Here is a 12,252-nt window from a genome sequence, read left to right as displayed (position 1 = left end):
ACAGGAAGCGAAAATCTCCTCTTTTCTAAATGGATCTCCAGCCCTGTCATTCTGCTGACGGCCAAGGGCGAGACCTCTGACAAAATCTCCGGGCTGGACTACGGAGCGGGGACTACGTAGCGAAGCCCTTCTCGACAGGGGAGCTGCTTGCCCGAATCAGGGCGGCGCTTAGACGGAAGGGCGAGGTCGTGGCGGAGGATTCGCTCAAGGTCGGAGATGTCGAATTGAATACGACGAATCACAAGCTCGCTTGCAACGGGAAGGAGCTCAAGCTGATTCTGAAAGAGAGCGAGCTCTTGGAGCTGCTGATGACGAGGAGAAACTCGGTGACTTCCAAGGAGCAGATCATCGAGAAGCTATGGGGTTTCGATACGGAGGTCGAGCATAACAACGTGGAAGTGTACATTTCGTTCCTGTGGAAAAACCTCACCAACGACCTTCTACGTGCACATAAATCTGAGTGATGCGGTCGAAAGCGTCATCCTTACGATGGAAGCCGTCATCTTCGAGAAAGAGCTCACATTCCGTTACGAGATCGAACCGGACTTGTTCGTACGCGGCAACAGCGAGCAGCTCAAGCAGGTGGTGATGATTCTGTTGGACAATGCGATCAAGTATACGAACCCGAAGGGCTCGATCTCACTTACGCTGGCCAAGCGGCATCACGATATTCTGCTTACCGAAACGAATACCGGCCAAGGCATTGCGCCCGAGCATCTCGATCGCATCTTCGACCGCTTCTATCGCGCCGATCCGTCCCGTTCCCGCAAGCATGGCGGCTACGGCCTCGGCTTGGCTATCGCCAAATCGATTGTGGAGCAGCATAAGGGCAAGCTTTACGCGAAGACCGTGCCGAATGAGACGACTTCGTTCTATGTACATCTGCCGTAGACCTGCACCATTACTTAAGCTTTTTGTTGATACTGTGCAACAGCTTGATGATTTCGGCAGTGCCGCGCAAAAAAGCTCCAATCAAAACAAAGACGCTTACTGTTGAGAAAAAAGGGACGCGAGTGTCGTCGGCACGCGGGAAAAACGGGAGAATCAACCCGATCACGACTACCGCCCAAGCGAGAAAGATGAGGAACGAAGCGATTTTGTTATTACTTTTGTCCCGATAGTCTAATTCGTGGTTGTGGATGTTGTCCCTGTCCAAAGTGGTCCCCCGCTCGCTCAGTTATCTTTTAAAAATTAGTCTGCCCAATGCTTAACAAGAGGCTGTCCCAAAATGACGAAATGGCGGCGCTAAGGGATTCATCCCTGCGCCGCCATTTCCGGCTACGGAGTCACATTCTCCACTAGAGTAAGGTCATCGAGCCAAGCCGGAGCGTTCGCGGTTTGGTTCATCCTGTACTGGACATAGGCTTGTGTGGTGCCGGCGGGCACGACGAGAGGCAGACTGCGATACATCCAGCTCGAGCTGGATGGCACGGTCAGCCATTGGTAGGATATCGTCGCGCCCGCTGCATTGGCATAGCGCATGCCTAGCAGCACTTGTCCTGCTGACGATTCGTGCTTCGTCCAACCGGATAGGGTGTAGCTTCGCCCAGCAACAAGCGGGATGACCGACGAGGAGACGAAATTGTTGCCGTTCGTGCTGCTAGGCGACAGTCGCACCGAGTGCAGGCCGGCATGCACGCTCTCCGTGTCCCAGTACCCTGCGCTCATATTCCAATCCGCCGGCGCCGCACCGCTGCCCGCAGCCGTCTCGAATCCCGGATTTTTGACCAGGTTCCGGCTCATGTTCACATTCAGAGTCGGGGAGTAGAACGTCAAGGAGCCGACCTTGACCTGAATGCCTAACGGGTACATGCCGTCTATCGCCGTGCTCGAGTTCAAATACACCGAGCCTTGAACCGTCACCTTTCCTCCGGCTGCTACGCTGACGGCTCCCGGTATATTCACGCCAAGCAGCGGAGCGACTTGCGGCAACAGCTCAGCTGTTATGGCATGGTTTGCCCTGTTAGTCAATTCGACTTGAAAAGAAGCTTGATCTGGCCCCGACAACAAAACAGAATCCGGGTTTAGCTCTACAGTCATCAACGGCATTGTACGAATGCTCGTCATCGACTTTGCCGCCATATTTACGTCGCCGTATTCGAAGTCCACAACCCCGCTTACGCCATAGTCAGCTTCACCTACACTGGCCGGGACGATAAAGGAGGAGGTGCTGCTGTACGTCCCGCCGGGAATCAGGCTGCCCACGACTTCCGTAATAGGCGCCAGCTGGAACGAATCGGGGAACCGGATCGTCACTGCCGCATTCGTAATCGCGTTCGCCCCCCTATTCGTAACCGTCACATGGATCTCCGACGCATCCCCGAGCAGGACCGTGCCGTCGGGCTCCGTCTCCAGCTCAATCCCGATCTGGGACCCAGCCAGCGGCATAATGGCGTCCAAATACCGCTGGAGCGCGTCGACCATGTCCTCACGGTCACCGCCTAGTGTATGCGAGGGCTTTTCCTCCACCCACGCCTTCAGCGACTGTGCCTGTTGGATCAAGTCCATCACATCCGATACCACGATATTCCAATTAGGAACCAGCCCGCTTAACCGGTCGGCGACCTCCTGGGTTCTCGCGATCAACTGTGCGGTTTTGTTCGACCAGTGCGGCTGTGTCGACAACGACTCATCCTGCAGCAGCCTTCCAGCAGCTTGATCGGCTATGTCGGCAAAAGGGGTCAAGCGATATATATGCGTGTCATATGCCCCTAGCTCTACGTTCAATTGTGCCGACGGGCTGCTGAATGACGAAGGCAAATCCCCGTACAGCAGCTCCGCTTCATAGCCGGTGACAGGCATCGGAATCGAGACCGATTTTCCCTGGTTCGTCTCATTCAGCGCGACGACGTACAGCTCGCCATTGCTGCTCCCGCTGTTCCAGATCGCCCATTCCACACCGCCCGCCCTGAATTGACTTATAGGAGCCGAAAGCGCCAACTGTCCGATCAGCTCCAGCTCCGGCTTGAAGGCTACAAGCCCCGGCCATAGCTCCGACGCAGGCAAGCTCCAGCCCGGATCATTGATGGCATAATACCCAAGCCCTGTCGCCCCGGCGAGCAACGATTGATAGGACATATTGCGCACTTCTGTGATTGTAGGCAAGTAGGTCCACGCCGACGGCGGTGGATAGGCGAACGTCTGCAGAATGGACCATACGGGCCTGCCCCCACGCGCCGCTTCCTTCGCATCGCGCACTTGATCCCCGACATTCGTGATCGGGTAATTCGGCAAAGGATATGCATCCACTGTGAATATGTCAGGAACTCGGGCATAATTCCCATATTGCAGCGGATCGCCCTCCACCATGTACACCGGATGGATCGAATCCAGCGTTCTCACGAGCGTATACGCATCCGTGACCTGCTCCACGGAGACGGAGTTACCGCTCGGTTCGTCGATGATCATCCAGCCCAGCAGAGCCGGGTGGTGCTTGAATTCCTCCACGTACATCCGCATTTTCTCATAGTCCTTGGTAACGTTCGCGTAATAGTACAGCGGGAACAGCACTTTAAGCCCGCTCGCCTGGGCAGCGTCCATCGCGCTGCGGACATCCGCTATCGACGACGTTTGTGGCCCCTGCACCGTATTTATGCCGATCTGGTGAAGCTGATCATATTGATTCACATTGGCATGATAAGCGATTACCGGGAAGAAGGGCTCGCCTCCGGATTGAATGACACCTACCGAGGGCAGCGTCGCCGGCCGGGCCCACCGGTAGATAAGGGAGGACTCCTCCTCCCATACCGACGCATCCGGTCCATAGAGAATAGCCTCTACCTCATAGGCTGTATTCGGGGTCATGACGGAAGGATCGAAGGCGATTGCCAGTTCCGGCTGAGCCGGCAACCCGTACACGGAAGCGACGACCGTGCCGTAAACGGCATCGGATACGCGAACCGCCACGGTTTTGCCGGCGTAATCATGATCGGTAAACCGAGTGCTCAGCCGCACATTCCCTTGCGTTTGATCCGTGTAATAAACGATTTGATCCGTTGTCAGGGTCAGATTGGCCAGTCGAACGGAAGTATCTTCGAACTGCACCGTCCCCGTCCCCCATAGCCGCAAATATACAACGGCAATGACAGACTCTTCCGGGGCGGTCAGACGCAAGGAATAGGGTTGCCAATCTCCGGTCACCTCGCGAATATAAGGCCCGAATACGCCAGAAACCCAATTGGCGGAGGTAGGTTGCGTCCCCTTATAGAACTCCACCTTAATGACGACACCCTTGCCTTGAACGCCGGACGTCTTGAACCAGGCGGAAAAGTCATACGTGCTTCCCGCCTCCACCGGGATGACCTGGGAGACCCAGGGATTCGTCAGGGAACCGGACTGGACGGTCACCCCGGCCAGCCCGGTACGCGCCGCTTGCGAGGAAAGGGTGACCGCCGAGCCGCCCCATCCGCCGATGGCGTTCCATGATTCCGGCACTCCGCCAGTCGATTGTTCGAAGCCGGCATTTTGCAATAAGTTCGGATTCACATGCAGCGCCTCGGCCTGCTGCGGCCGGATGGACAAGGTGGACACAACCAAAAGTAGGACTAGGACAAAAGTCGGCAGCTTGCGCAGGGTGATTGCCATTTGTCGACCCTCCAATGAAAATGGTTATTTCTTTGCCGCGTTCAGGTCCGTTATGCGCTTCTTGGCATCCTCATCCGCCTGGCGCAGGCCGGTATTCATATCCACACTGCCGATCTGGATCTTCGTCCCATAGCTCGCATAGATTCCGGCGATATCCGCTTCGTAAGACGCTTTGGGCGGGATGGCGGCGAATTTGTTGTAGAAGACCGACTTCCAGTTTTTATCCTTGAAGACCGATTTCTTGCCAAGCTCCTGCTGTACCGCTTCGCTCTTCAAGACGGGCATCGTGCCGATCCGGGCCAGCTCCGTCTGGAACTCGTCCGAGAGCATATACTTGAGCACTTCCATGGCGGCGTCCTTCTGCTTCGCCATCTTCGTAATGCCGAAGTAGCTGGGGTACGCCTGCGAGCCTACGCCCGGCAGTTCCTTGAAGGTCGGCATCGATACCATATCCCACTCCATCGATTTGAATTGCTCCTCCCATACGGTGGCAAGGCTGGATACATAATTGATCATCGCTATGTTTTTCGCCTTTACGAAATCATCAATGATCGGCGCTTTGTTCGTAGTTTTCATCATGTTCTGCAAATTAGAGTCTTGTACGGGATCCAGGAATACCGTCTGAAAAAAGCGCTTCCATCTATCGTCGGAATTGATCGTCGGGGTATCCGTCTTCAGATCGGCGGAAGGCACAGAAAGCTGCATCATGCGAACGGAGTGTGCCGGAGACTGGGCGAATCCCACATATTGGGTTCCACCGTCGACCCGGGTGAGCCTTTTGGACAGATCCGCAATCTGGTCCCACGTCATGCCATCCTTCGGATACTCGACGCCGAATTTATCGAACAGCGACTTGTTGTAGTACAAGACCAGATTATTATTGTAGATCGGCAGGGCGTAGAGCTTCCCGCCCGAGGCTTGCTTCACCGCTTCGACAATCGTAGGTTCGATCCGGGATAGATCCACCTGGTGCTTCGATACCAAGTCGGACATATCGAATTGAATATCGCTGCCAAACGCATAATTTTCAAAATTGCCAATCGTCTGGAAGAAAATATCAAACCGGGTACCCGACGCGATCAATTCTGGCAGGTTCGTGCCAGGGCCTTTCATGATGTATTTGATCGTGTAGTTGGGGAATTTCTTGCGCAGCATGTTGCCGAATCGAAGATCAAAGCTCTCGACCGGATCGCCGTTATTGGAATAAAACACGACTTCTGCCGGTTCATTCGACGGTGTCGGCGGATTGGCTGCAGGGCTTGGACTTGGTTCCGCCTTCGGGGCGGTAGAGGATCCTCCGTTGCCCGAACAAGCTGACAAGAGGCTTAGAATGACGAGCACGATCAAGAAACTCCAGTATTTTCCCTTTTTCATGGAACTGCTCCTCTCAAGGTTAAGTAATCGATTTCTTCACTTTAAAAAAGAGAGACTAGATCAACCCCGCTAACCCTTCCAAGGAATCGTCGAGCCTCTCATCGAAACGGAACATACTACTTCTTCCTCCACCCATCTAACCTTTTCCTTCTCCGATGCTTCCCGGGTCAAAATATCCAACGTGCGCTTCGCCAAATATTCGATGGACGGCCCTGCTGTCGTCAGCGGCACGTCAGACGCCTCAAGCTCCGGAATATCGTCATATACGACAAGCGACACCTGCTCCGGCACTCTAATATTCAGCTCCCGAAGCAATCGAGTCGTAGGGAACAAGCTGCCTTGACTGTCTACTACGATCGCGCTGGGCCTCTCGTCATGCCCCATCATGTTCGTCAGCTGCGACTTAAAGGAAGGATCAGTCGGATCCAGGATATACTCGGGACGATAATCGAGCTTGAACGCGGCAAGCCCCTGCATGTATCCGTTGAATTTGTGCAGATCCGTCTGGCCGATGAAGGCCACTCTCCGATGGCCCAAGTCCGCCAAGTGGCCGACGGCATTCCGCACCGCCCCGATCCTGTCAATCGCGAGGCTATGGGCCCGTTCGCTTCTCCAGCCGCCCAGCAAGAGCATCTCCCCGCGGAATTTCTCCTTCTCCTGCAGGAACTCCAAGGTCGGATTCCAATCCGGCCGCCAGTACACGACATAATCGACGAAGTAGCGATTGAACGTGCGCATCGCTTCATCAGGCCCCGCCATCGAGAAAATCACTTGCAGCCCGCGCCGCGCCGCTTCTTTTTGAATCTCGAAGCTTAAGTCGTAGAAGAACAGCCCCTTCAACTTGGGCCAGATCATTCCGAGCATGCTTGGTTGCTTTTGCGCCAGCTTCTTGGCCGCCAGACTCGGCACGTAATTCATCCGATCGGCGATCTTCTTAATGGCCTGGCGCTTCTCTTCACTTACACCGGGCTCGTCATTCAACGCACGGGACACGGTTACGAAGGTAACGCCAGCCTCTCTTGCGATATCTTTGATCGTAACCATGACCACGCGCCTCCTTGAATTGCGATTTACGTTCAGTATAGTACAGCTAGTATGTCTTTACAATATTTAATTAAATGAATCCGATTTAAAGATTTTTAAGTAAACGTTTAAGTAATGGGCATAAAAAAATTCACCACGTTAACGGTCCTATGGAGAATTTTCACGCTTCATGCTGCAACAGTATCGCCTTGCGGGTGAACGAGTCGTCCCCTGACGCCCACGCATACTCGCATTCCGTCTCGCAGTAGAGCTCGACCGCCCCCATATCCAGATCGTAAACGAGCGTGGCCACCTTATCGATCGAATCGAGCACGACAGAGAATCGGCGAGTGAAAATGTAGCCGGCTACGGTCAATCTTCCCTTAACAGCCAACTCTACGGGCGATCGGTGCTTCTGCCGGTGCTCCTCGCTCTCGGCTGCGATAAGCGCCAGCATCTCCTCGGTCGCGCCGCCCCAATGACCGTGCTTCCCTACGTCCGGCAGCTCTCGATAGCGCACCAGACTGCCCTTGCCGGCATCAGCCGCCCGGGCCACGAACTTTCTGGAATGCTCCGACGGCACGCGGGAATCCGCCTCTCCATGCACGATGTAGATCGGAGTCTGCAAATTGACCACCGTTGTCAGCCCGCTCCTCGACTCATACGCCATCGGATTCGCCTCCGGGCTGCACCCGATCCATACGTCCAATTCATCGCGGAATTCCCCGACCTCATCCTGACGATACCAGAGGGCATAGTCGGACATGCCGCATAAGGACGTAGCCGCTGCGAAGGTGTCGGGGAATTTGCCCACGATCGATAGCGCATTGCCCCCGCCGCCGCTGCCCGCTTCGAAATACACGATATCCGGATCCAGGATATACTCCGCATAATGGCGTCGGACATAGTCGATGGCATCGATGATGTCGTACAGCTCCCAGCCGTTGCAGTCCGCCTCCCCTTCCGAGTGGGGTCTGCCGCGCATATCGACCTCGACCCTCAAGTACGCACTCTCATCCTGCGGTTGATCCATAGGGGTGAAGCCGCGAATCCCCATATGCCAGCCATGTGTGCCGGCCAGGATATAACCCGGCTTGGCCGGCTTCAAGATCCGGGCTGCGAGCTGGATTCCGGGCGTACGGGACGACTCGTAGTAGACGAAGTCGCAATAAGGCGAAGTCTGGTTCACCTTCTCGCCCGTCTGCTTGGGCAGACGAATCCGATCCTCATATTGCTCGTACGCCATCGGGCTGCCTCCCTAGTGACGGAGCTAGCAGCTCCGAGATGCTAACCGGCTTTCCTTCCGCGATAGAGACGTTGGCTGCGGCACCGATCAAGAGTGACATGGCCCCCGACAAGCTCCCGGCTTGTTGGCCGAGCGGATCCGCCACATCCCCGACGAATAGCATCCGGCGTAGCCGTTCATCGCTGCCGCCATGCCCACCGGCGGCGATCGGTACGCGGTACACCTCCGTCTCTCCGCTGGGTCTCGTGATCCTGATCTTGAGCGCGCTATCCTGCTCCTGATGCTGGTCGCTGATCTCCATTCGGCCGGAACTACCCTGCAGCGTAGCCTTCCAGCCCTCGACCGGACTGAATGCCACCAAAGAATACGTCAGCAGAGGCCCGCCTGCATACTGGACATGGACGGACATCGTATCGTAGATGTTGATCCGTTCGCCGAACACGCATTGGTCGCGGTAATAGCCATCCTCTTGCTCGGCTTGCAAATAGTAGCGGTTCACAAACTCATTTTTTGAGATGTCGAAATAAAACTCGCAATCGGACTTATGTTCGCATGTCAGGCAGCGATGTCCCCGCTTCTCGCGGGTAGGGCCATAGAAGACCCGCTTGCCGAAGGCGTGCACTTCCTCGGGATGCCGGTCCAGCAGCCAGTTGACCATGTCGAAGTGATGGGTAGATTTGTGCACGAGCAGTCCTCCACTGTACTCCATCTGCCCATGCCATCTTCGAAAATAATCCGCACCGTGCGACCGGTCCAGGAACCATTCCAGCGCGACATGGTGGACATCGCCGATCACCCGCTGCAGCAGCAGCTCTTTGATCTTGGCTACATACGGGACATACCGCATGTTGAACGTGACCTTGAGCGAACGGCCGGTTCGCTTCTCCGTGTCGAGAATCTCCCGGCATTTCTCGGCGTCGATCGTCATCGGCTTTTCGGAAATCACGTCACAGCCCGCTTCCATAGCCGCTATGATGTAGGTGTGATGGGTAGAATCTGAACTGGCTACGACGACCGTATCTGGCCGAACGCTCTGCAACATCGTGTCAAAATCATCATAGATCGGCACGCCCTCACATTCCTCGCTGAGCGCCTTAGCCCGGCTGGTATTCGGATCATAGATGCCTCCGAAATGGACTGATCCTTTGAGCTCATGGACAAACGGCAATGCAAACATAGCGCGCGCCCGCCCGCCTGCTCCTACCAAGACGACTGTTTTCATGCTTGACTCCTCTCCTGATTAATGGTAACTATAGGTGTGTACAAGATAGTAATCGATTTCTACGCTAGTGTATCATAGCGCTTTCAAATTTCCAATGGCGTTTTTCATCCTTGCTCAACATTATTTTTTTGGAAAGGTATGGGAATGGCATGAAATGCAGCATGAACCGAATGTTCGACCCCGAGGTTGCCTCGACTAAGGCGAAGGCTGGAGGTGTCCGTGATGCCTGCTAACGATACGGTCATGCGCGGCCTTCATTATCGAACGGGCGAGCCCATCGAGATTGGGATCCGCGAAGGCTTTATCACCTCGATCGAGCCTATCCCGCCTATCGAACCATATGGCTCCCCCTTATCCGGCATCGACGGAAGGACCGGCAGCCTGCCTTGGATCGGCCCTGGCCTCATCGACCTTCAGTTGAACGGCTATACAGGGATGGATTTCAATACGTTGCCGATCCCGGAGGGCATGACAGAGCGGATGACCCGGGCGCTCTGGGACGAAGGGGTCACGACCTACTATCCGACTGTCATCACCAATTCCTCCGAGAACATCACCCAGGCCGTCCGGGCGATCGCGCTAGCTCGCGATCGAGATCCCCTGACGCAAGCTTCGGTGCACGGGATTCACCTGGAAGGGCCCTTCATCAGCACTTGCACCGTGGAGAGGACGCTCAGGCTGGGCGTACTTAGCGAAGAAGAAGAAGTTGCAGCTGCGGTATCTAGGCCGTAACTCACCGCTTGTTCCAAGTATCCTTCAACGGGACGATGCGGTTAAAGACGAGCCGGTCGCCGGTCGTGGACTTGGAGTCCACGCAAAAATAACCATGCCGGAAAAATTGGAATCGATGCTCCGGGCAGGCGTCTAGTACGAAAGGCTCCAACCGTGCATCCTGGAGCAGGACATGCGAGTCCGGGTTGAGCGTATACGTCCAATCCCCGCCGTCCTCCTGCGGAATGCTTTGATCGAGCAGCAGGTTCTCGTACAAATGAACGTCTGCTCTTACGGCGTGATCGGCGGAAACCCAATGAATCGTCCCCTTCACCTTGCGTCCGACAAATCCCGTACCGCTCTTCGTGAGCGGGTCATACGTACAACGCAGCTCTGATATGGCTCCTGTAGCGGGATCGCGGATCACTTCTTCGCATCGGATGAAGTAGGCGCCCTTCAGCCGGACCTCCGTATTCGGACTGAGCCGGTGAAACCCTTCAGGCGGCTGCTCCTCGAAATCGTCCCGCTCGATGTAGATCGTTCTTGAGAAAGGCACCTTTCGGCTCCCCATCGCTTCATTCTCCTTGTTGTTCTCAACCGTCAACAGTTCCACGACATCTTCGGGGTAGTTGGTGATGACGACTTTCAGCGGCTGCAAAACGGCCATGACGCTAACCGTCCGCTCCTTGAGATCCTGCCGGAGGCAATGCTCCAGGAGCGAGATGTGCACCGTGCTTTGGGTTCGGATGCTGCCGATCTCCTCGATGAAGCTGCGGATGCTCTCAGGCGTGAAGCCCCTTCTTCTAACTCCTCGAAGCGTCGGCAACCTCGGATCGTCCCAGCCGTCCACATAGCCCCCTTCGACCAGCTGCCTTAGGAACCGCTTGCTCGTCACGACGCCCGTCAGGTTCAGCCGGCCGAACTCCCTTTGCCGCGGAGGCTCCGGGATCTCCAGCTCCTGCAGGACCCATTCGTACAACGGGCGATGGTCCTTGAATTCGATGGAGCATAAGGAATACGTGATGCCCTCAATGGCGTCTTGAATCGGATGGGCAAAGTCGTACATCGGATAGATGCACCATTCATTGCCCGTCCTGTAGTGCTCCGCATAGAGAATTCGGTAAAGCACCGGATCCCTCAAATTCATGTTGGGCGAGCCCATATCGATCTTGGCTCGAAGCACTCGGGACGACGCGGGGTAGTCGCCGCGCTTCATTCCCGCGAAGAGCTCCAGATTCTCCTCGAAAGAACGGTTTCTATACGGGCTATTCCGCCCGGGCTCGGTCAACGTCCCCCGATACTCCGAGATTTCTTCGGGTGTGAGGTCGCACACGTACGCTTTCCCTTTCCTGATCAGGGTGACGGCAGCCTCATAGATCTCATGTGAATAGTCCGAGCCGTAGTAGATATGCGGACCCGGATCGTAGCCGAGCCAGCGGATATCCTCGATGATCGCATTTACGTATTCAAGGTCTTCCTTGAGAGGATTCGTATCGTCCAATCGTAAATGAAATGTTCCGCCGAATCGACGAGCCATCGTGTAGTTCGTGTGGATGGCATAGGCGCTTCCGAGATGAAGATAGCCGTTAGGCTCGGGCGGGAACCGTGTACACATCTCCCGGCTGAATGGACTGTTCTCCAGCTCCTCGCGAATAAGCTTATATAGAAAATGATCGGTCGTATGCTCCTGTTCCATAGCCATTGTCGGCGCCTCCTAATGAATGGGTTATTGGCCGTTCCGTGCAAAACAAAAAAAACTTCACCTCCAAGACCTTAAGTCTTGGGGACGAAAGTTTCGCGGTGCCACCCCAGATTCATTAATATGTCGCCATATTAACCTCTTCAAGTACGGCATGGCGGGCCATGCTTATACTCTAGCTCAATAACGGGAGCTCCCGTCACGCCATCCCCCGTCCTAGGTTCCGGCGTGCTGCTCAGAGGCTTGGTTCGGGGAAACGCTCTTGGCTCCTTTTCAGCGGCTGGAGCTCTCTGTGCAAAAGCGATTTCCCTTACTCTTCTCATCAACGCGTTTGAATTTGGCTACTATAATATCAAATCTTACCCAATCGTGTAAACGGGTATTCTTCTATAA

9 protein-coding genes, 1 pseudogene and 1 other annotated feature are annotated in these 12,252 nt (G+C 55.3%); of the genes and pseudogenes, 3 read left to right on the top strand and 7 right to left on the bottom strand.

Going from position 1 to position 12,252, the window contains the following annotated elements:
* Positions 1-33: 33 nt before the first annotated feature.
* A pseudogene (locus ACI5FR_RS07280) lies at positions 34-431 on the top strand (response regulator transcription factor); the annotation flags it as partial.
* A 13-nt stretch (positions 432-444) separates the two neighbouring features.
* Positions 445-891, top strand: coding sequence for a sensor histidine kinase (locus ACI5FR_RS07275; RefSeq protein ID WP_405452359.1), 447 nt, complete (start codon positions 445-447; stop codon positions 889-891).
* 10 nt (positions 892-901) lie between these two features.
* Here the strand turns inward: ACI5FR_RS07275 and ACI5FR_RS07270 are convergent, their stop codons facing one another.
* The 6 genes from ACI5FR_RS07270 to ACI5FR_RS07245 form a co-directional block, all read right to left on the bottom strand.
* The gene (locus ACI5FR_RS07270; protein WP_405452356.1) at positions 902-1,156 is read right to left on the bottom strand and encodes a hypothetical protein; all 255 of its coding nucleotides are present in this window, start codon (positions 1,154-1,156) and stop codon (positions 902-904) included.
* 122 nt (positions 1,157-1,278) lie between these two features.
* Positions 1,279-4,584, bottom strand: a complete 3,306-nt coding sequence (locus tag ACI5FR_RS07265) for a carbohydrate binding domain-containing protein (protein ID WP_405452353.1) — start codon at positions 4,582-4,584, stop codon at positions 1,279-1,281.
* A 24-nt stretch (positions 4,585-4,608) separates the two neighbouring features.
* Positions 4,609-5,958 carry an ABC transporter substrate-binding protein gene (locus ACI5FR_RS07260; protein WP_405452350.1) on the bottom strand — a complete coding sequence of 450 codons (1,350 nt, stop codon included), beginning with the start codon at positions 5,956-5,958 and terminating at the stop codon, positions 4,609-4,611.
* Positions 5,959-6,027: 69 nt separating this feature from the next.
* Complete coding sequence (locus ACI5FR_RS07255) at positions 6,028-7,002, bottom strand: LacI family DNA-binding transcriptional regulator (protein WP_405452347.1); 975 nt, start codon at positions 7,000-7,002, stop codon at positions 6,028-6,030.
* 160 nt (positions 7,003-7,162) lie between these two features.
* A complete protein-coding gene (locus tag ACI5FR_RS07250; protein WP_405452346.1) occupies positions 7,163-8,227 on the bottom strand; it encodes an alpha/beta hydrolase family protein in 1,065 nt (354 codons plus the stop codon).
* Complete coding sequence (locus ACI5FR_RS07245; RefSeq protein ID WP_405452343.1) at positions 8,208-9,449, bottom strand: Gfo/Idh/MocA family protein; 1,242 nt, start codon at positions 9,447-9,449, stop codon at positions 8,208-8,210. The genes ACI5FR_RS07250 and ACI5FR_RS07245 overlap by 20 nt, the downstream gene beginning before the upstream one ends.
* 222 nt (positions 9,450-9,671) lie before the next feature.
* Between ACI5FR_RS07245 and ACI5FR_RS07240 the strand changes: the two genes are divergently transcribed.
* Positions 9,672-10,181, top strand: a complete 510-nt coding sequence (locus tag ACI5FR_RS07240; protein ID WP_405452341.1) for a hypothetical protein — start codon at positions 9,672-9,674, stop codon at positions 10,179-10,181.
* Between the two features lies 1 nt (position 10,182).
* Here ACI5FR_RS07240 and ACI5FR_RS07235 read toward each other — a convergent pair whose 3' ends face one another.
* Positions 10,183-11,862 carry a glutamine--tRNA ligase/YqeY domain fusion protein gene (locus ACI5FR_RS07235; protein WP_405452338.1) on the bottom strand — a complete coding sequence of 560 codons (1,680 nt, stop codon included), beginning with the start codon at positions 11,860-11,862 and terminating at the stop codon, positions 10,183-10,185.
* A 77-nt stretch (positions 11,863-11,939) separates the two neighbouring features.
* Positions 11,940-12,194, bottom strand: a binding site (T-box leader).
* Positions 12,195-12,252 lie beyond the last annotated feature (58 nt).

It is taken from the genome of Paenibacillus sp. HJGM_3 (assembly GCF_045062745.1).
GTDB lineage: Bacteria > Bacillota > Bacilli > Paenibacillales > NBRC-103111 > Paenibacillus_AA.
The sequence above is the reverse complement of the archived record's forward strand: the minus strand, read 5'-3'. Positions and strand labels throughout refer to the sequence as shown.